Genomic DNA, 18,036 nt, shown 5'->3' on the forward strand with positions numbered 1-18,036 from the left:
TGCAGGTCATTTATGACTAAACAATATTCTCTTATCTACGCTGATCCTCCCTGGTCATATGGCAACACCATCAGCAACGGCGCCGCCGTCGATCACTACCCCACCATGAGTCTGCTCGATATGAAACGGCTCCCTATATGGGAGCTCGCCGCGGATAACGCTGTGCTGGCGATGTGGTACACCGGCACCCATAACCAGGAGGCGGTCGCGCTTGCCGAGGCCTGGGGTTTTACGGTGCGCACGATGAAGCTATTCACCTGGGTGAAGCTGAACCAACTGGCCGAGTTACGCATTAATAAAGCGCTGGCAGAGGGAGATGTGACCGACTTTTACGACTTCCTCGCCCTACTGAATGCAGAGACGCGCATGAACGGCGGCAACCACACTCGCGCCAACACGGAAGACGTGCTGATTGCCACCCGCGGCGCCGGGCTGGAACGCAAGCATGCCGGCATTAAGCAGGTAGTCTACAGCCCGCTCGGCGCTCACAGCGAGAAACCGTGGGAAGTACGCCACCGGCTGGAATTGCTTTACGGCGACGTACCACGCATTGAGCTATTTAGCCGCAGCGCGGCGCCAGGCTGGAGTCACTGGGGAAACCAGTGCGCCACCGCTTCCGTTGAGCTGATCCCCGGTTGCGCAATCGACGTTATGAAAACGGAGGTGGCATGAATGAGTTGGCTCTTTTCGCAGGCGCTGGCGGAGGAATATTGGGCGGAAACCTCCTTGGTTGGAGAACAGTTTGCGCAGTTGAACGTGATGCCTACGCCGCACAAGTTCTCGCGCAACGACAAAATGATGGAATTCTCAAGCCTTTCCCGATTTGGTCTAACGTGTGCAGTTTTGACGGGAAACCATGGAGAGGAATTATTGACATCGTTTCTGGCGGGTTTCCGTGCCAAGACATCAGCGCAAATGGTCACGGTGCCGGCATTGATGGCAGACGCTCAGGACTGTGGTCTGAAATGGCGCGAATCGTCAGTGAGGTACGACCTAAATTCGTCTTCGTGGAAAACTCTCCACGACTCAGGGGAAAAGGTCTTGCCGTGGTCATCAGTGACCTTGCCGAAATGGGGTATGGCTGCGAGTGGTTTCGTCTTTCGGCATCGAACTGTGGAGCGCCCCATGAAAGAGACAGGATGTGGATTGTGGCCTACAGCGAAGGCAACGATACGCGGAGACTGTCCAAGCGAGCGGCTGCGCAGAACACCAGACTTGCCGAGTGCAATAAAGATGCGTCCGTTGCCGGATGGGTCGCAGCCACGACAGGATGGACAACTGAACCCGGAATGGGTCGAGTGGTTCATGGGTTGGCCCATCGGGTGGACCGAATTAAAGCCCTTGGCAATGGACAGGTTCCGCGAGTGGCGGCAACAGCATTCTCTTTGCTCTGTGGAAAATGAAAAACAGGAGCGTGCCGCATGACAGCAGAAATCATCGATCAAGCCAACGAGCTTGCGCAGCAGCGAATCGACATGGCGATCGCAGCGCACCGGATAAACCACAACGCCGTATCAGCTGAGCATTGTAGTGAATGCGGAGAGAGTATTCCGGCGCCGCGGCGCGCTGCCGTTCCTGTCTGCCAGACATGCGCGGAATGTCTGGCAGACTTAGAGCTGATTATGAAGCAGAGAGGTAAGTGACATGCATTCCTTGCAAGACGTACACAACAAGTTAGCCGATCTTGTATCAGAGGCGCACAAAGTAGCGTGTGCCCTCGATATTGGTGACGAGCGCACTGAAGCATTCGAGCTATACGAGGCACTTCGCCGACTTCAGCGCCAAGGTGCAGCAGCTGAGCTTCTTTCCGCGACCAACCCTCTTCTGGCCTCACCTTATTACGACGAGGACTGAGAAGAAGATGAAGATGACTAACGCAACTTATAGCCAGTAATGAGCTGGCTATTGGGTGCGAAAACACCGCCTCCATTATCCCTTTAACCCGGCCACGCGCCGGGTTCTTTTTGCCTGGAGAACACCATGAGCGAAGTTATTCAGCTGACTCCTAATAAGTGGGTTTCGGAAGAAGTGCTGATGACGATCACCGGACTCACCAAAAACGCTATCAAATCGGCCCGCGAAAAATCATGGATGGAAGGTCGCGAGTATCGGCACTATTCCGGAGACTGCCAGCCTAAGGACAACTCCCCTATCCTCTACAATCGCTTAGAGATAGACAACTGGGTTGAACGTCAGCGCCCGGCGATCCCGCGCCAGAAATCTGTTTAAATACCCCAGTGATTCACAACAAGGAGGACACATGAAATATCCTACCGGGGTAGAAAATCACGGGGGTAGTTTGCGCCTGTGGTTTATATATAAAGGTGTAAGGGTTCGGGAAAATCTCGGTATACCTGACACCCCAAAAAACAGGAGAATGGCAGGAGAACTGAGAACGACCATTTGCTATGCCATCAAGATCGGCACGTTCAATTATGTCGAGCAGTTTCCGCAGTCTTCAAACCTTGGGCGATTTGGCCTGACGCGCCCAGGGATTACTGTTGGCGAACTCGCCAAAAGATGGTTGGAGCTTAAAAGAATGGAAATTACGCTTAACGCCTTCAACCGTTACCGGTCTTACATCAAAATTTGCTGCGAATTACTGGGCCCAGACAAATTGCTTTCCAGTATTAACACGGAACAGATTCTGGTAGTGAGAAAGGAGTTACTAACAGGGTTCCAGATTTGTGGGAAACACCAGAAGAATCGCTCCGCCAAAAAAGGCCGGACAGTGAGAACAGTAAATGTTTACCTTAACTGCCTTGGAGGTATGTTTTCTTTCGCTAAGCAAAATGGGTATATCGACAGAAACCCATTCGAAGGCATTGATCCCCTCAGGAAGAGTAGATCGGAACCAGATCCACTTACCCACGAAGAATATTTCCGACTTCTTAACGCTTGCCCATCAGAGCAAATAAAAAATCTGTGGATACTGGCCGTTAACACAGGACTACGTCACGGAGAAATTAGTGCGCTTGCCTGGGAAGATATAGACCTGAAAAAATGGACAATCACTGTAAGCCGCAACATTGCCATTAAAGGACATTTCACCCCGCCTAAAACAGAATGCGGAAACCGGGAAATAGTACTCACCGACGCAGCAATACAGGCTCTGAAAAGCCAGATGGCTTATACGCGGATGGGCAAACAGCATCAAATAGAAGTGCATTTGAGAGAGTTCGGCAGAACAAGAACAGATGCATGTACTTTCGTATTTGTTCCGCGGCTGACTGCAAGGAATGGAAGAGGTGGAGACTGGTATGCACCTGGTTCATTCGGTGCAACGTGGAATGATGTGCTCAAGAGAGCCGGCATTCGTCATCGCCGTGCGTATGAATCAAGACACACTTTCGCATGCTGGGCATTAAGTGCTGGAGCAAATCCAAACTTCATTGCCTCACAGATGGGCCACACGTCAGCGCAAATGGTTTACAACGTTTACGGAAAATGGATGACTGACAACAACAGTAATCAGATGGCGATACTCAACGCAAATTTTGGAGGTTTTGCCCCATCCATGCCCCAGGCACTAAATCAGTAACCACTTTTCCCTTTCATTTCAACGTGTCATTGCGCCCAGTCTGGTTTGTTTAAGATATGGTCCTGCCAGTCGACGACGGTGGACTCTTTCACCGCTATATGGCGCACGGAAATACGTTCGCCGTGCATCGCCACTTTTGAGCCGGTCAGCAGCGGATGCCAGTGCGGCAGCGGTTTACCTTCCGCCAGCAGGCGATAGGCGCAGGTGTGCGGCAGCCATTCGAAGGTCGGCAGATTCTCACGCGTGAGTTTGATGCAGTCCGGTTCGTACTCGAAGCGACGCTCGTAGTTGCGGCACTGGCAGGTTTTAATGTTGAGCTGACGGCAGGCGACGTTAGTAAAGTAAATCTCGTCGGTATCTTCATCCATTAGCTTATGCAGGCAGCACTGTCCGCAGCCGTCGCACAGTGATTCCCACTCCGCGTCGGTCATTTCATCCAGTGTTTTTTGTTGCCAGAAAGGTTGTTCGCTCATTGGGATGTCCGTCATTGCAATTCAGGGTGCACCTTATAACCAGTCTGGCACGCCGATGCAAGTTTTGCCGCCCCAAAAGGCGGCAAGCGGACTTTACAGCACGCGGGTAGACAACGTCAAACCATTGAAGCCGACTTCCAGCTCGTCGCCGCTGGCCAGCGGCCCGACACCGTCCGGGGTCCCGGTCAGGATGATATCGCCCGCTTTTAGCGTAAAGAAGCGCGACATATAGGCAATTAGCGGTACGATCTTATGAATCATATCCGCAGTCGTCCCCTGCTGGCGGACTTCACCATTAATCTTCAGGCTTAGCGGCGTATTTTGCGGATCGCCGTTGAACTCGGCGGCAGGAATAAAACCGGAGATCGGACAGGCGTTATCAAACCCCTTAGCTTTCTCCCACGGTTGCCCGGCCTTTTTCATCTTGCCCTGAATATCACGCAGGGTGAGATCCAGCGCTACGCCATAACCGGCAATCGCCTTGCGTACGTGGTCTTCGCTGGCCTGTCGCAGGGTACTGCCAATCAGCACCGCCAGTTCAACCTCATGATGCACCGAGCCCAATCCTTCAGGCAGTACCAACGGCTGGCGGATATCGCATAGCGCCGTTTCAGGTTTAATAAACAGCACCGGTTCTTCCGGCATCGCGCTGCCCATCTCCTTAATATGTTTTGCGTAATTACTGCCAACGCAAACCACTTTGCTCACTGGATAATCCAGTAACTCACCCTGCCAGTTATGATGTTGGTACATTATTTTCCCTCAATGGGTTAATCGGATTTATTCCCCTGTTCCGCGAGGTGTTTCTTAAGTAGATTCTCAGGAGGGGGAGGAAGTTGAAGGTAATAGCCCTGATCGACGAGCGCTTGTTTTACTTTTTCGAGGTCAGCGTTAGCCAGCGTCTTGCGCCCGTCGAGCGGCAGCAGCATGGTCATCTGCGGGGTGCCGAAGCTTGCCATCAGTTCCGGCGGGACGCGCGAGAAATCGTCCTTTTTTTCGACATATAAATAGGTTTGTTCACGTTTAGTACTTCGATAGATCACACAAAACATAGTTTTACTCGGAATTAGACCCGTGGTCACTTGCCTCAATATATGAGTGACTATAACATGCCTTTTAGTCTTCGGAATATCACCGCACTTCGGCGGATGATAAACAGCAAATTGAGTAAGGCCAGGATGTCAAATACGCCAATCGAACTTAAGGGCAGTAGCTTCACTTTATCTGTCGTTCATTTGCACGATGCAAATCCCGAGGTTATTCGTCAGGCGTTAGAAGACAAAATCGCCCAGGCTCCCGCTTTTTTACGTCATGCACCGGTCGTGGTCAACATCAGCAGTATTGAAGAGAGCGTCGACTGGCGCCCGATGCATGAAGCTATCGTCGCCACCGGATTGCGCATCATGGGGGTGAGCGGTTGTAAAATTTCCCGCCTGAAAACGGAAATCGACCGCGCCGGGATCCCGCTACTGACGGAAGGAAAAGAGAAAATCGTTCGTCAGGCGCCGCCGCCGGAACCCGTTGAACCACCACCAGTTGCTACGCCGATCACAAAAACGCGTTTGATTGATCTGCCGGTACGTTCCGGTCAGCGCATTTATGCGCCACACTGTGATCTAATTGTTACAAACCATGTGAGTGCCGGAGCGGAACTTATCGCTGATGGTAACATCCATGTGTATGGCATGATGCGGGGACGTGCGCTGGCTGGCGCAAGCGGCGACAGAGATGCCCAAATATTTTGTACTAACCTCGCGGCGGAACTGGTGTCCATCGCAGGGGAATATTGGCTGAGCGATAACATCCCAGCTGAATTTTATGGCAAAGCGGCGCGCCTGCGTTTAGGCGACGGCGCTTTGACAATTCAACCGTTCAATTAATCCCTTTTTAACAAGGAATTTCTATGGCACGCATTATTGTTGTGACTTCGGGTAAAGGGGGCGTTGGTAAGACCACCTCCAGCGCGGCCATCGCTACTGGTTTGGCCCAGAAGGGAAAGAAAACTGTCGTTATCGACTTCGATATCGGCCTGCGTAACCTCGACCTGATTATGGGATGCGAGCGTCGGGTGGTTTATGACTTCGTCAACGTTATCCAGGGCGATGCCACTCTCAATCAGGCGCTAATCAAAGATAAGCGTACTGAAAATCTCTATATCCTTCCGGCTTCTCAGACCCGTGATAAAGACGCGCTGACCCGCGAAGGCGTAGATAAGGTTCTTGAAGAACTGAAAAAGATGGACTTCGATTTTATTGTCTGCGACTCCCCGGCAGGCATCGAAACCGGCGCGCTGATGGCGCTGTACTTCGCTGACGAAGCCATCATCACCACTAACCCGGAAGTCTCCTCCGTGCGCGACTCCGACCGTATCCTTGGCATTCTGGCCTCCAAATCCCGCCGCGCGGAAAATGGCGACGAGCCGATCAAAGAGCACCTGCTGCTGACGCGCTACAACCCGGGCCGCGTGAACAAAGGCGACATGCTGAGCATGGAAGACGTGCTGGAAATTCTGCGCATCAATCTGGTCGGCGTGATTCCGGAAGATCAGTCCGTGCTGCGCGCATCGAACCAGGGCGAGCCGGTCATTCTGGATACCGTTTCAGATGCGGGTAAAGCCTATGCGGATACTGTGGATCGTCTGCTCGGAGAAGAACGTCCTTTCCGCTTCATCGAAGAAGAGAAGAAAGGTTTCCTCAAACGCCTGTTCGGAGGATAAATTATGGCATTACTCGACTTTTTTCTCTCGCGAAAAAAGAACACGGCTAACATTGCGAAAGAACGCCTGCAAATCATCGTCGCGGAGCGCCGCCGCGGCGACGCGGAACCACATTACCTGCCGCAGCTGCGCAAAGATATCCTGGAGGTCATCTGTAAATACGTGCAGATAGACCCAGAGATGGTCAGCGTACAGCTGGAACAGCGCGATGGTGATATTTCGATTCTCGAGCTGAACGTGACCCTGCCAGAAGCTGAAGAGTCGAAACCCTGACCCTGTTGTCTTGTTAACGGCATTTCGCCGTAGCCTTAAAAAAAACCGGCCACGCAACGCGCGGCCGGTTTTTTATGGCCTGAATCGCGCCGGGCGCTAGCGAGGATAGTCGTTGAGCAGCGCTTTAAGACGATCGGCCATCAATTCCCCGCGCCAGCCGGAAACCAGTTCTGGCTCACCATTTTTATTTTTAAGCTGCCAGTGCCAGTTCAGCAGTTGGTTTATCTGACGGCGCGACGCCAACAGCTCGGCGCTCACGCCCTTCTCCGCGCTCACTTCCTGCACCAGCGCTTTAATATCTTTAAAGGCCTTGCGATACCCCGGCATATCGATCAGGTTTTGCAGCGGCTCCGGTAGCGCCGATTCCGGCAAGGCCTGCGCTTTTTCAACCAGGCTAATCAGCGTTTTGCCGTGGAAGCGAATTTCGCTGCCGGATAAACCGAGGCTATCGAGCTCGCCGAGGCTGGTCGGCATATAGCGCGCCACGCTCCACAGATGCTCTTCGCGTACGACAAAGTTCACCGCCAGGTTACGCTCGCGCGCTTTGCGCAGACGCCACTCCGCCAGCAACTGCAGGCAGCCCAGCTGGCGCGTTCGCAGTTGCCAGGCATTGCCGATTTCCCGCCACGCATCCGCCGGGTCAAGGATTTCCTGACGGCGCTGCTGCATCAGGTGGCACTCGTTCAACGCTGCCGGCAGCCAGCCCGCATGGTCGGTTTCCGCCATTAATTTGCTGGCGATCGGTAACAGGTACCAGACGTCGGCGGCCGCATATTCGCACTGACGCTCGGTCAGCGGGCGGGCCAGCCAGTCGGTGCGTGATTCGCTTTTGTCCAGCGCGACGCCGGAATATTCTTCCACCATTGAAGCAAAGCCCCACGACATCGGGCGCCCGCAGAAGGCGGCCAGAATCTGGGTGTCGATCAGCGGCTGCGGCATCAGGTTGAACGCGTTGAGGAAGACTTCTAAATCTTCGCTACCCGCATGCAGGTATTTGGTGACATCCTGGTTGAGCAGCAGCTCGCGCATCGGCGCCCAGTCGTTGATGGTCAACGGATCGATCAGAGAGACCTGTTTGCCGTCGAACAGCTGCAGCAAACCAAGCTGCGGATAGTAGGTACGGGTGCGAACAAACTCGGTATCCAGCGCAACTGCGGGTGCCGAAGTTGCCGCTTCACAGATAGCGCGCAGGCCATCGTCGGTGGTGATCATCTGATAGTTCAAATCATACTCTCTTAACTTGCGCCCATAAAAAACGCCGGCTTAGCCGGCGCGAGATTAATCACAAACCTCATGCAATCGTTGGGCTTGCAGATTGCACCAGACAAATAACAAGGAAAATCAATTGATTGATTTTCGGCCGATCGCCACAAAGAAGGAAAAACCACGCTTTTTCCTTCTTTGTCAGTAATCTGGACGCCGGCTAGCCGGCGCCTGGCGACTCACTCGTTGCTTAGCCTTTATTGTCTACTTTAGCACGGGCTTCGTCACGCAGTTCTCGACGTAAAATTTTGCCGACGTTGGATTTCGGCAGTTCATCACGAAACTCAACCAGCTTCGGCACCTTGTAGCCGGTCAAATGGCGACGGCAGAAAGTAATCAGCGCTTCTTCGGTTAACGCAGCATCTTTCTTCACCACGAAGATCTTCACCGCTTCACCGCTGCTGCCGGACGGTACGCCGACGGCGGCCACTTCCTGCACGCCGGAATGCTGCATGACCACATCCTCAATTTCATTCGGATAGACGTTAAAACCGGAGACCAGAATCATATCTTTTTTGCGATCGACGATGCGCAGGAAGCCTTCATCATCCATCACCGCAATATCGCCGGTATGCAGCCAGCCATCTTTAATGATTTCATCGGTGGCATCCGGACGCTGCCAGTAGCCCAGCATCACCTGCGGCCCTTTGATGCAGAGCTCACCCGGCTCGCCCGGCGCGACTTCATTATCATCGTCATCGACCAGCTTGGCTTCGGTCGACGGCACCGGCAGGCCGATGCTGCCGCTGTGGTAGTCGATATCATGCGGGTTGACGCTCACCAGCGGCGAGCACTCCGTCAGGCCATAGCCCTCCAGCAGATACTGACCGGTCAGTTTCACCCAGCGCTCCGCCACCACCTGCTGCACCGGCATGCCGCCGCCGGCGGAAAGATGCAACGAAGAGAAATCAAGCTGCTGGAACTCTTTATTGTTCAATAGCGCGTTAAACAAGGTATTCACCCCGGTCATCGCGGTGAACGGATATTTTGCCAGCTCTTTTACCAGGCCCGGAATATCGCGCGGATTGGTAATCAACAGGTTCTGCCCGCCGAGTTCAATAAACAGCAGGCAGTTCATGGTCAAGGCGAAGATGTGGTACAGCGGCAGCGCGGTCACCACCAACTCTTTACCACGGTGCAGTAGCGGACCGTAGGTCGCATTCACCTGTTCGAGGTTAGCCAGCATATTGCGGTGAGTCAGCATCGCCCCTTTCGCCACGCCGGTGGTACCGCCGGTGTACTGCAGGAAGGCCAGATCGTCCGCGACGATTTCCGGCTTCACGTACTGCATACGGTAGCCATGCTGCAGGGCGCTACGAAATGAGATGGCGTCCGGCAGATGATATTTTGGCACCAGCCGCTTAATGTACTTCACCACGAAGTTGACCAACGTTCCTTTAGCGGTGGAGAGCTGATCGCCCATCCGCGTCAGGATGACGTGTTTTACCTGGGTTTTATCGACTACTTTCTCCAGGGTATGTGCGAAGTTGGAAACGATCACAATCGCCGCCGCGCCGCTGTCATTGAGCTGGTGCTCCAGTTCGCGCGGGGTATACAGCGGGTTAACGTTGACGGCAATCATTCCGGCACGCAGGATCCCAAACAGCGCCACCGGGTATTGCAGCAGGTTAGGCATCATCAGCGCGACGCGATCGCCCTTCTGTAGCCCTAATCCTTGCTGGAGATAAGCGGCGAAAGCACGGCTGCGCTCTTCCAGCTTACGGTAGGTCATCACCTCGCCCATGTTGATAAATGCCGGCTGATCGGCATAACGGGTGGTGGCGTGTTCAAACAATTCAACCAGGGATTGATAGCGGTCAGGATTTATCTCCGCCGGGACATCGGCGGGATAACGGTTTAGCCAAACCTTTTTCACTGCTTCACCTCTGAAATAGTTATTCGTCGTCATCACAGCCCCTGATCAACAAACATTTTGTTAACATTATATTAACTCAGCGTACCAGTTTATTAATTAGGCGTTTTTCAGGTTGCGAAGCGCGTCACTATTTATTTTTCTTATGAGACTATAAAACACGAAACAGCGGGCTAGCCGCTGTTTCTATTCCATTATAAAAACAACAAAATCATTCCGTTACGACATTTCTGACCTCAGCCGGTCCCGGGTTATACCAACCCCAACCGCCGTATCCGTAGCCCCAGGGGCGTGGGCCGAGCATCCACGGGTCGATGGGCTGCGGCGGCATCACCACCTGCTGCACCACGTTCCAGCGCTTATAGCCGGTGGCGTTCATCAACATGAATTTATAGGGGGTGGCGCCAACTTTTCCGTCGACGACGCCGCTAATCGGCCCAACCACGGTCACCAGCTGGCCGCGGAAATCGACCGGGTCGAGGAAACCGCTCACGTCGGCGAGGATACGGCCGCGTGAAGGTTCCCCCAGTTCCGGCCGCGCGCCGCTATCCAGCGGTACGGTGGCAATCTCTAAGCGGGTTTTCCCCTGCTGATTCTGCACGTTGACGACCTTACCGCCAAAACGCGCTTCCTGGCCGATATACAGCTGCGGCGCGTTCATCACCCGCACTAAATCCTGCTGCGGCGTAGGGCTGGTGCCTTTAATAACATCCGGCACCGACACGCAACCGCTTAGCGCAACGGCGACCGCCGCGGCTAACAGCCAACGAACGCCCTGTTTTTGACCCGCCATGATGCGACTCCTTCTCTCAGTCTTCTCTCTACTGAGATTCACTCGCGGCCAGGAAGTTTCTTCCACGCCACTTCGTTTCGCAAATAAACTGGTTCCGCATGCTCAACGGCCACGGTTTTTCCCGCCGCAAGCAGTTGGATGGCCAGCGGTAGCATATCTTCTGCCGCCGGCAGTTCAATCTCGCCGCTGCTTAAAATCAGCCCGCTCTCTTTCGCCAGATCCGGCCACGCCTGCCAGCCGGTGCCGACGGTAGCCCATTCGCCGGAAAGCCGCGCCAGGCGTTCGGCAACCGCAGCCGGTTTGAGGACCGCTTCAGTTTCTTCGCCGTGCCAGACGCCATCTTCGTCGCGCTGATACTCGGCCCAGTAGACTTCGCCCATACGCGCGTCAATGGCCGCCAGCACGCGAGTAGCGCCGGTTTTGCGCCACGCGCCCTGCGCCATCGTCGCCAACGTAGAGACGCCAATCATTGGCAGCTCCGCGCCCAGCGCCAGTCCTTGGGCAATGCCGATACCAATACGTACGCCGGTAAAACTGCCCGGCCCGCGGCCAAAGGCCAGCGCGTCAAGTTCATTCAGCGTAGTGCCGCTTTCAGTGAGGACCTCCTGCACCAGCGGCAGGATACGTTGGGTGTGTTCGCGAGGACAAATTTCAAAATGGGCGCTCAGGGCGCCATCATTCCACAGCGCCGCGGAGCACGCCTCCGTGGCGGTATCGATAGCCAAAATTCGCATGGGTGGTCACGCTCTCGTTACATATTCCAGGTTTTAGGGCGGTACATTCATCGGCGGGCGGACTCACCGCCGCCGTACCGTCCTAAATCCATTGGGGATAGCTGATTAACAAAATGGCGCGCAGCTTATCACATTTTACTGCGGATTACCTTGCCGGCGGCACGGCGAGGAAGCGCACCGCCCGGCGGATATCGCGGGTCCGCGGCGCGGGTGGCAGGCTGGCCAGGAACACGGCGCCGTAGGGGCGCATCACCAGCCGGTTGTCGCAGATAACCAGAACGCCGCGATCGTCAATATCGCGGATCAGGCGCCCCACGCCCTGTTTGAGGGTAATGACGGCATCCGGCAACTGAACTTCATCAAACGGATCGCCGCCGCGCAGTCGGCAGTCTTCCATTCGCGCTTTGAGCAGCGGATCGTCCGGTGAGGTAAAGGGCAGCTTATCGATAATCACCAGCGACAGCGCGTCGCCGCGCACGTCAACCCCTTCCCAGAAGCTACTGGTCGCCACTAATAGCGCATTGCCGGCGCTAACAAACTGCTGCAGCAGCTGGCCTTTGCTGGTCTCTCCTTGTAGCAGTACCGGCAGCGTCATGGTGGCGCGAAACTGCTCCGCCAGATCGCGCATCATGGCATGCGAGGTGCAGAGCATGAAGCAGCGTCCATCATTGGCCTCAATCAAGGGTTTCAACATGGCCGCCAGATGACGGGCAGCACCGGGCTGGTTCGGCAGAGGTAGGTTACGCGGTACGCAGAGCAGCGCCTGATGCTGATAATCAAATGGGCTGGGCAACAGCAGCGTCTGCGCGTCATCAATGCCGAGACGAGCGGTAAAGTGGTGGAGATCGTCGTTCACCGACAGCGTCGCCGAGGTAAAGATCCAGCTCCCCGATTTTTGCGCCATCACCTCTTTAAACTTCTCGGCCACCGTTAACGGCGTCAAGGCGAGGGTAAAATGACGCGACGTGCATTCATACCAGTAGCTATAGCCAGGCTGATTGATCTCTTTGAGCCGCTTCAGGCGCCCGCGATAGAGCGTCGCGCGCTCAAAGGCTGCATCGAGCAGCGCCGAGCGGCCAAGGGAGAGTTTAGCGACGTCGTAACACAGTTCAAGCGCGTCATCGAGCAGCAGCAGCGCGCGCTGAATGTGGCTATCCGCCAGCAGTTCGCGCAGGTTGCCGCGATAGCCCGGATCGCCCAACTGCAAACGGAAATCCTGCGCGCTTTGCGCCAGACGATCGGCGCATTTTTGCAGCTGTTGGGTATCTTTTAGTTCGGTACGGTAGGCAATGGTGATGTCTTTGGCCAAATCCAGTAGCTGGCGGCTGGAGAGCGACTGGCCAAAATACTGGCTGGCGATATCCGGCAACTGATGGGCTTCATCGAATATCATTACTTCCGCTTCGGGGATCAGTTCGGCAAAGCCGCTCTCCTTCACCACCATATCGGCAAGGAACAGGTGATGGTTGACCACCACTACATCCGCATCCATCGCCTTCTTACGCGCTTTCACCACAAAACAATCTTTGTATAACGGGCAGTCGCTGCCGAGACAGTTATCGTTAGTGCTGGTCACCAGCGGCCAGGCCTGAGAATCTTCGGCGACGCTGGCGCAGGTGCTGATATCGCCATCCTGCGTCTGATTAGACCAGGAGCGCAGAAGAATAACGTCACTTAACGTTTGTACCGGCAGATCGCCGCCCGCCAGCGCCTGCTGCTCAAGGCGTTCAAGGCACAGGTAGTTTGAGCGCCCCTTTAATAGCGCCAGTTTACCGGTGAATTTCAGCGCTTTGGCGACGGTCGGCAGATCGCGGCTATAGAGCTGATCCTGCAGCGCTTTCGAACCCGTGGAGATGATCACCTTTTTCTTCGCGCGCAGCGCGGGCGCCAGATAGGCGTAGGTTTTACCGGTGCCAGTCCCTGCTTCCACCACCAGCGGCCGGGAGGCTTCAATAGCTTCACTCACCGCTATCGCCATCTGGCGCTGCGGTTCGCGCGGCTTAAATCCCGGTATCGCCATGGCCAGCTGGCCGTCTGCTGCAAAATCGTCGATCACGTTGCCCCCTGGTTATTTGGACAGTGATTATGTCAGGGAGGACGGCGTTTCGCCAGCCCGGGTAGTGACGCGGGCGGAACATTGTGGCAGTCTTGCCGCAGCCAAATGGATAGAACAAAGAGGAAAGATAAATGACAATTACGCGTATTGATGCCGAAGCCCGCTGGTCTGATGTGGTGATTCACAACCAGACTATCTACTACACCGGGGTGCCGGAAAACCTCGACGCCGACGCGTTTGAGCAGACCGCCAACACCCTGGCGCAAATTGACGCGGTGCTGGAAAAACAGGGCAGCAATAAGTCACGTATTCTTGATGCCACCATTTTCCTGGCCAACAAAGATGATTTTGCGGCGATGAATAAAGCCTGGGACGCCTGGGTGGTTGCCGGTCACGCGCCGGTGCGCTGCACCGTACAGGCAACCCTGATGAAGCCGCAGTATAAAGTTGAGATCAAAATCATCGCCGCGGCGTAATTACTCGTCTTCGTCGTCATCTTCGAAGCGCGCTACGATCCGGTCGCCGGTATGCGTGGCGCGCAGTTCATCGGCCACCAGGGCGATTGCCTGGCCGCTGCTCATCCCCTGCGCCATCAATTCCTGAATACGTTCGACCGCTTTTTGCTGTTGCTCATGGCTCAGCGAAGGTAAACCTGCAAACATCACTCACTCCTGCTACATTGTGGGGCGTAATTATTTCACGCCGTCCGCCATTTCGCCAGTGGGCGGCACATTAGGATCGAGGTTAATGTTGTCCCCTGCTATTATTACCCTGCCCTGGCGCCCGGATGCCGCCGAACGCTATTTCGCGCCGTTAAGCGCCACGCCGTGGGCGATGCTGCTGCACTCCGGCTTCGCCGACCATCCGTATAGCCGTTTCGATATTATCGTCGCCGAACCGCGCGCGACGCTGGTTACCCGCGGCGAGCAAACCTGTGTCTGCAACGGTGAAGGCGAATTTGTCTCGCAGGACGATCCGCTGCAGCTGCTGCAACAGCAGTTGGATCGCTGTCAGTTAACGCCGCAGGCCGATGAAAACCTGCCGTTTCTCGGCGGCGCGCTGGGGTTATTCGGCTACGATCTTGGCCGTCGCTTTGAACGTCTGCCGACGCAAGCGCAGGCTGATATCGCCCTGCCGGAGATGGCGGTCGGCATTTATGACTGGGCGCTGATCGTCGATCATCAACGCCAGCAGGTGTCGCTGCTCAGTTACGACGATCCGCAACAGCGCCTGCAGTGGCTGGAGTCGCAAACAGGTGAGCCGGGTGAAGCATTCGCCCTGACCTCCTGCTGGCAATCGAATATGAGCCGCCAGCAGTACGGCGAAAAGTTCCGCCAGGTGCAGGCGTATCTGCGCAGCGGCGACTGTTATCAGGTCAACCTGGCGCAGCGTTTCCAGGCTCGCTACCGCGGCGACGAATGGCAGGCATTCTGTAAGCTTAATGCCGCCAACCGCGCGCCGTTCAGCGCTTTTATTCGCCTGCCGGAAGGGGCGATTTTAAGCCTGTCTCCGGAACGTTTTATTCAATTGCATCAGCATGACATCCAGACGCGCCCCATTAAAGGCACGCTGCCGCGACTCGATTCCCCGCAGGAGGACGCACGCCAGGCGGCGACGCTCGCCAACTCGCCGAAAGACCGCGCCGAGAATTTAATGATTGTCGATCTGATGCGCAATGATATCGGCCGCGTCGCCGTGCCGGGCAGCGTTCGCGTACCGGAACTGTTTGTGGTCGAACCGTTCCCGGCGGTGCATCACCTGGTGAGCACCATCACCGCACGATTGCCTGCTACGCTTGATGCCAGCGATCTGCTGCGCGCGGCCTTCCCTGGCGGCTCCATTACCGGCGCCCCGAAAGTTCGCGCCATGGAGATTATCGATGAACTTGAACCGCAGCGACGCAACGCATGGTGCGGCAGCATTGGATATCTCAGCTTGTGCGGCAATATGGATACCAGCATTACTATCCGTACGATCACCGCCTGGCAGGGCCAACTGTACTGCTCAGCGGGCGGCGGTATCGTGGCGGACAGCGAAGAAGCCGCGGAATATCAGGAAACTTTTGATAAAGTTAACCGTATCCTGCATCAACTGGAGAGCTAGAACATGGCGGCTAACGCCCTCGATCTGGACGACTTTCTTTCCCGTTTTCAACTGCTGCGCCCGCAGCCCTCGCCGCAGTCGCTGAACCAGCGCCAGGCGGCGGTACTGGTGCCGATTGTCCGGCGCCCGCAGCCGGGGCTGCTATTGACCCAGCGTTCGCCGCTGCTGCGCAAGCACGCGGGCCAGGTCGCCTTCCCCGGCGGCGCAGTTGATAACACCGACGCTACATTGATCGCCGCCGCGCTGCGCGAGGCGCAGGAAGAAGTGGCGATCCCGCCGGGAGCCGTTGAAGTGATCGGCGTGCTGCCGCCGGTCGACAGCGTCACCGGCTTTCAGGTGACGCCGGTGGTCGGCATAATCCCCCCGGACCTGCACTATCATGCCAGTCAGGACGAGGTGTCTGCGGTGTTTGAAATGCCGCTGGAAGAGGCGCTGCGCCTGGGTCGCTACCACCCGCTGGACATCCATCGGCGCGGTAATTCTCATCGCGTCTGGCTATCGTGGTACCAACATTATTTTGTCTGGGGAATGACCGCCGGCATTATTCGCGAGCTGGCGCTGCAAATCGGCACTCGCCCTTAGCTATAATAAGTAATGCGAAGCCGCTCGCACTATTAGTAAAACCAAGGTTATCCATTAGTTTAATTCATGTGAATAGTTAAGCTGACAACCCGGTTCCCTCTTACACTATGCGCAGTTATTACATCGTTACCGCAACCGCGGTAACCCTGTCAGGAGTGTTATCGTGATTAGTATATTCGACATGTTCAAGGTGGGGATTGGTCCCTCATCTTCCCATACTGTAGGGCCGATGAAGGCCGGTAAACAGTTCGTCGATGACCTGGTCGAAAAGGGATTGCTTAATGAAGTGACGCGCGTCGCCGTTGACGTTTATGGGTCGCTTTCATTAACCGGCAAAGGCCACCACACGGACATCGCCATTATCATGGGGCTGGCGGGCAATCTGCCTGCAACGGTCGATATTGACGCGATCCCGGCATTTATCCGCGACGTTGAAACTCGCGGCCGTCTGCTGCTGGCAAACGGGCAACACGAAGTCGACTTCCCGGCGGATGACGGCATGCGTTTTCGTAGCGACAACCTGCCGCTGCACGAAAACGGCATGACTATCCATGCCTGGGCCGGCGAGAAAGAAATCTACAGCAAAACTTACTATTCAATCGGCGGCGGTTTTATCGTCGACGAAGAGCATTTCGGCAAAGAAGACGCGAGCGAACTGCAGGTTCCGTATCCGTTTAAATCGGCGCAGGAAATGCTGGGCTATTGCAAAGAAACCGGTCTGTCGCTCTCCGGCATGGTGATGCAAAACGAACTGGCGCTGCACAGCAAGCAAGAGGTCGAAGCCTATTTCGAAAACGTCTGGCAAACCATGCGCGCCTGTATCGATCGCGGCATGAACACCGAAGGCGTGCTGCCGGGGCCGCTGCGCGTGCCGCGTCGTGCTTCGGCGCTGCGTCGCCTGCTGGTCGCCAGCGATAAACTGTCTAACGATCCGATGAACGTTGTCGACTGGGTGAACATGTTCGCGCTGGCGGTCAACGAAGAGAACGCCGCCGGCGGCCGCGTCGTTACCGCGCCGACCAACGGCGCCTGTGGTATCGTTCCGGCGGTGCTCGCCTATTACGATCACTTTATCGAGTCCGTCAGCCCGGATATCTATATTCGCTACTTTATGGCGTCCGGCGCGATTGGCGCACTGTATAAGATGAACGCGTCCATTTCCGGCGCTGAAGTCGGCTGTCAGGGCGAAGTCGGCGTCGCCTGTTCAATGGCGGCGGCGGGCCTGGCTGAACTGCTCGGCGCCAGCCCGGAGCAGGTTTGCGTGGCGGCGGAGATCGGCATGGAACATAACCTCGGCCTGACCTGCGACCCGGTCGCCGGACAGGTTCAGGTGCCGTGCATCGAGCGTAACGCTATCGCCTCCGTGAAGGCGATTAACGCCGCGCGTATGGCGATGCGCCGCACCAGCGAACCGCGCGTCTCTCTCGATAAAGTTATCGAGACCATGTACGAAACGGGTAAAGACATGAACGCCAAATATCGCGAAACCTCTCGCGGCGGCCTGGCTATCAAAGTGCAGTGTGACTAAAACTCATCTGTGAAATGCGCCCTTTCCGGGCGCATTTTTCTTTTTCTCCCACCAACTTATCTTACCCACTACACTTGCTTTAAGCCGGCTGTTACTCTTAT

22 protein-coding genes are annotated in these 18,036 nt (G+C 55.6%); 13 read left to right on the forward strand and 9 right to left on the reverse strand.

Going from position 1 to position 18,036, the window contains the following annotated elements:
• Positions 1 to 12: 12 nt before the first annotated feature.
• From AC22LX_RS06205 to AC22LX_RS06230, 6 genes are all read left to right on the forward strand, one after another.
• Complete coding sequence (locus AC22LX_RS06205; protein WP_487333875.1) at positions 13 to 672, forward strand: MT-A70 family methyltransferase; 660 nt, start codon at positions 13 to 15, stop codon at positions 670 to 672.
• Complete coding sequence (locus AC22LX_RS06210) at positions 669 to 1,403, forward strand: DNA cytosine methyltransferase (protein WP_487333876.1); 735 nt, start codon at positions 669 to 671, stop codon at positions 1,401 to 1,403. Before AC22LX_RS06205 ends, AC22LX_RS06210 begins: the two co-directional genes overlap by 4 nt.
• A gap of 18 nt (positions 1,404 to 1,421) precedes the next feature.
• Entirely contained in the window at positions 1,422 to 1,643 is a 222-nt protein-coding gene (locus AC22LX_RS06215) for a TraR/DksA family transcriptional regulator (protein WP_431527529.1), read from the forward strand.
• Position 1,644: 1 nt separating this feature from the next.
• Positions 1,645 to 1,854: a hypothetical protein gene (locus tag AC22LX_RS06220; RefSeq protein ID WP_431527530.1), complete on the forward strand. Its 210-nt coding sequence runs from the start codon at positions 1,645 to 1,647 to the stop codon at positions 1,852 to 1,854.
• Positions 1,855 to 1,980: 126 nt separating this feature from the next.
• Positions 1,981 to 2,229 (forward strand): excisionase family protein, encoded by a 249-nt coding sequence (locus AC22LX_RS06225; protein ID WP_015705920.1) that lies wholly within the window; start codon positions 1,981 to 1,983, stop codon positions 2,227 to 2,229.
• Positions 2,230 to 2,260: 31 nt separating this feature from the next.
• Positions 2,261 to 3,541: a site-specific integrase gene (locus AC22LX_RS06230; protein WP_431527531.1), complete on the forward strand. Its 1,281-nt coding sequence runs from the start codon at positions 2,261 to 2,263 to the stop codon at positions 3,539 to 3,541.
• A gap of 26 nt (positions 3,542 to 3,567) precedes the next feature.
• Here AC22LX_RS06230 and ycgN read toward each other — a convergent pair whose 3' ends face one another.
• The 3 genes from ycgN to AC22LX_RS06245 all read right to left on the reverse strand — a co-directional run bounded on the left by ycgN (position 3,568) and on the right by AC22LX_RS06245 (position 5,066).
• Positions 3,568 to 4,014, reverse strand: a complete 447-nt coding sequence (ycgN, locus tag AC22LX_RS06235; protein WP_045390420.1) for a cysteine cluster protein YcgN — start codon at positions 4,012 to 4,014, stop codon at positions 3,568 to 3,570.
• 93 nt (positions 4,015 to 4,107) lie between these two features.
• Complete coding sequence (locus AC22LX_RS06240) at positions 4,108 to 4,767, reverse strand: fumarylacetoacetate hydrolase family protein (RefSeq protein ID WP_045390418.1); 660 nt, start codon at positions 4,765 to 4,767, stop codon at positions 4,108 to 4,110.
• 17 nt (positions 4,768 to 4,784) lie between these two features.
• A complete protein-coding gene (locus AC22LX_RS06245) occupies positions 4,785 to 5,066 on the reverse strand; it encodes a YcgL domain-containing protein (RefSeq protein ID WP_026612271.1) in 282 nt (93 codons plus the stop codon).
• A 126-nt stretch (positions 5,067 to 5,192) separates the two neighbouring features.
• Here AC22LX_RS06245 and minC point away from each other — a divergent pair, with 126 nt between their 5' ends.
• The 3 genes from minC to minE are packed head-to-tail and all read left to right on the forward strand — an operon-like array spanning position 5,193 to position 7,003.
• On the forward strand, positions 5,193 to 5,894 hold the full coding sequence (minC, locus tag AC22LX_RS06250; protein WP_047045268.1) for a septum site-determining protein MinC: 702 nt from the start codon (positions 5,193 to 5,195) through the stop codon (positions 5,892 to 5,894).
• Positions 5,895 to 5,917: 23 nt separating this feature from the next.
• Positions 5,918 to 6,730, forward strand: coding sequence for a septum site-determining protein MinD (gene minD, locus AC22LX_RS06255; protein WP_015366054.1), 813 nt, complete (start codon positions 5,918 to 5,920; stop codon positions 6,728 to 6,730).
• 3 nt (positions 6,731 to 6,733) lie between these two features.
• Entirely contained in the window at positions 6,734 to 7,003 is a 270-nt protein-coding gene (gene minE, locus AC22LX_RS06260; RefSeq protein ID WP_015366053.1) for a cell division topological specificity factor MinE, read from the forward strand.
• 96 nt (positions 7,004 to 7,099) lie between these two features.
• Here minE and rnd read toward each other — a convergent pair whose 3' ends face one another.
• The 5 genes from rnd to yoaA form a co-directional block, all read right to left on the reverse strand.
• Entirely contained in the window at positions 7,100 to 8,215 is a 1,116-nt protein-coding gene (gene rnd / locus AC22LX_RS06265) for a ribonuclease D (RefSeq protein WP_161801895.1), read from the reverse strand.
• A gap of 241 nt (positions 8,216 to 8,456) precedes the next feature.
• Positions 8,457 to 10,142: a long-chain-fatty-acid--CoA ligase FadD gene (gene fadD / locus AC22LX_RS06270; protein ID WP_015705923.1), complete on the reverse strand. Its 1,686-nt coding sequence runs from the start codon at positions 10,140 to 10,142 to the stop codon at positions 8,457 to 8,459.
• Positions 10,143 to 10,350: 208 nt separating this feature from the next.
• Positions 10,351 to 10,932: a Slp family lipoprotein gene (locus tag AC22LX_RS06275; RefSeq protein ID WP_045390409.1), complete on the reverse strand. Its 582-nt coding sequence runs from the start codon at positions 10,930 to 10,932 to the stop codon at positions 10,351 to 10,353.
• Positions 10,933 to 10,970: 38 nt separating this feature from the next.
• Positions 10,971 to 11,666, reverse strand: a complete 696-nt coding sequence (gene tsaB, locus AC22LX_RS06280; protein ID WP_045390407.1) for a tRNA (adenosine(37)-N6)-threonylcarbamoyltransferase complex dimerization subunit type 1 TsaB — start codon at positions 11,664 to 11,666, stop codon at positions 10,971 to 10,973.
• Between the two features lie 145 nt (positions 11,667 to 11,811).
• Positions 11,812 to 13,722, reverse strand: a complete 1,911-nt coding sequence (yoaA, locus tag AC22LX_RS06285; protein ID WP_045390404.1) for a DNA repair helicase YoaA — start codon at positions 13,720 to 13,722, stop codon at positions 11,812 to 11,814.
• Positions 13,723 to 13,853: 131 nt separating this feature from the next.
• Here yoaA and AC22LX_RS06290 point away from each other — a divergent pair, with 131 nt between their 5' ends.
• Entirely contained in the window at positions 13,854 to 14,198 is a 345-nt protein-coding gene (locus AC22LX_RS06290) for a RidA family protein (RefSeq protein WP_015366047.1), read from the forward strand.
• Here AC22LX_RS06290 and AC22LX_RS06295 read toward each other — a convergent pair whose 3' ends face one another.
• On the reverse strand, positions 14,199 to 14,384 hold the full coding sequence (locus tag AC22LX_RS06295) for a YoaH family protein (RefSeq protein ID WP_015366046.1): 186 nt from the start codon (positions 14,382 to 14,384) through the stop codon (positions 14,199 to 14,201).
• 85 nt (positions 14,385 to 14,469) lie between these two features.
• Here AC22LX_RS06295 and pabB point away from each other — a divergent pair, with 85 nt between their 5' ends.
• The 3 genes from pabB to sdaA all read left to right on the forward strand — a co-directional run bounded on the left by pabB (position 14,470) and on the right by sdaA (position 17,935).
• Positions 14,470 to 15,825, forward strand: a complete 1,356-nt coding sequence (gene pabB, locus AC22LX_RS06300; RefSeq protein WP_487333877.1) for an aminodeoxychorismate synthase component 1 — start codon at positions 14,470 to 14,472, stop codon at positions 15,823 to 15,825.
• Positions 15,826 to 15,828: 3 nt separating this feature from the next.
• Positions 15,829 to 16,407 carry a CoA pyrophosphatase gene (locus AC22LX_RS06305; RefSeq protein ID WP_487333878.1) on the forward strand — a complete coding sequence of 193 codons (579 nt, stop codon included), beginning with the start codon at positions 15,829 to 15,831 and terminating at the stop codon, positions 16,405 to 16,407.
• A 163-nt stretch (positions 16,408 to 16,570) separates the two neighbouring features.
• A complete protein-coding gene (gene sdaA, locus AC22LX_RS06310; protein ID WP_487333879.1) occupies positions 16,571 to 17,935 on the forward strand; it encodes an L-serine ammonia-lyase in 1,365 nt (454 codons plus the stop codon).
• Positions 17,936 to 18,036: the final 101 nt, after the last annotated feature.

The sequence above is a fragment of the Klebsiella sp. PK01 genome (genome assembly GCF_057624675.1).

What these genes read in the sequence shown, in the direction of transcription:
- AC22LX_RS06290 (WP_015366047.1), top strand. Translation starts at nt 13,854, where the DNA reads ATGACAATTACGCGTATTGATGCCGAAGCCCGCTGGTCTGATGTGGTG.
- pabB (WP_487333877.1), top strand. Translation starts at nt 14,470, where the DNA reads ATGTTGTCCCCTGCTATTATTACCCTGCCCTGGCGCCCGGATGCCGCC.
- AC22LX_RS06295 (WP_015366046.1), bottom strand. Translation starts at nt 14,384, where the DNA reads ATGTTTGCAGGTTTACCTTCGCTGAGCCATGAGCAACAGCAAAAAGCG.
- minD (WP_015366054.1), top strand. Translation starts at nt 5,918, where the DNA reads ATGGCACGCATTATTGTTGTGACTTCGGGTAAAGGGGGCGTTGGTAAG.
- AC22LX_RS06305 (WP_487333878.1), top strand. Translation starts at nt 15,829, where the DNA reads ATGGCGGCTAACGCCCTCGATCTGGACGACTTTCTTTCCCGTTTTCAA.
- rnd (WP_161801895.1), bottom strand. Translation starts at nt 8,215, where the DNA reads ATGATCACCACCGACGATGGCCTGCGCGCTATCTGTGAAGCGGCAACT.
- minE (WP_015366053.1), top strand. Translation starts at nt 6,734, where the DNA reads ATGGCATTACTCGACTTTTTTCTCTCGCGAAAAAAGAACACGGCTAAC.
- ycgN (WP_045390420.1), bottom strand. Translation starts at nt 4,014, where the DNA reads ATGAGCGAACAACCTTTCTGGCAACAAAAAACACTGGATGAAATGACC.
- AC22LX_RS06245 (WP_026612271.1), bottom strand. Translation starts at nt 5,066, where the DNA reads ATGTTTTGTGTGATCTATCGAAGTACTAAACGTGAACAAACCTATTTA.
- AC22LX_RS06205 (WP_487333875.1), top strand. Translation starts at nt 13, where the DNA reads ATGACTAAACAATATTCTCTTATCTACGCTGATCCTCCCTGGTCATAT.
- minC (WP_047045268.1), top strand. Translation starts at nt 5,193, where the DNA reads ATGTCAAATACGCCAATCGAACTTAAGGGCAGTAGCTTCACTTTATCT.
- AC22LX_RS06210 (WP_487333876.1), top strand. Translation starts at nt 669, where the DNA reads ATGAATGAGTTGGCTCTTTTCGCAGGCGCTGGCGGAGGAATATTGGGC.
- AC22LX_RS06220 (WP_431527530.1), top strand. Translation starts at nt 1,645, where the DNA reads ATGCATTCCTTGCAAGACGTACACAACAAGTTAGCCGATCTTGTATCA.
- AC22LX_RS06225 (WP_015705920.1), top strand. Translation starts at nt 1,981, where the DNA reads ATGAGCGAAGTTATTCAGCTGACTCCTAATAAGTGGGTTTCGGAAGAA.
- tsaB (WP_045390407.1), bottom strand. Translation starts at nt 11,666, where the DNA reads ATGCGAATTTTGGCTATCGATACCGCCACGGAGGCGTGCTCCGCGGCG.
- AC22LX_RS06275 (WP_045390409.1), bottom strand. Translation starts at nt 10,932, where the DNA reads ATGGCGGGTCAAAAACAGGGCGTTCGTTGGCTGTTAGCCGCGGCGGTC.
- AC22LX_RS06230 (WP_431527531.1), top strand. Translation starts at nt 2,261, where the DNA reads ATGAAATATCCTACCGGGGTAGAAAATCACGGGGGTAGTTTGCGCCTG.
- AC22LX_RS06240 (WP_045390418.1), bottom strand. Translation starts at nt 4,767, where the DNA reads ATGTACCAACATCATAACTGGCAGGGTGAGTTACTGGATTATCCAGTG.
- AC22LX_RS06215 (WP_431527529.1), top strand. Translation starts at nt 1,422, where the DNA reads ATGACAGCAGAAATCATCGATCAAGCCAACGAGCTTGCGCAGCAGCGA.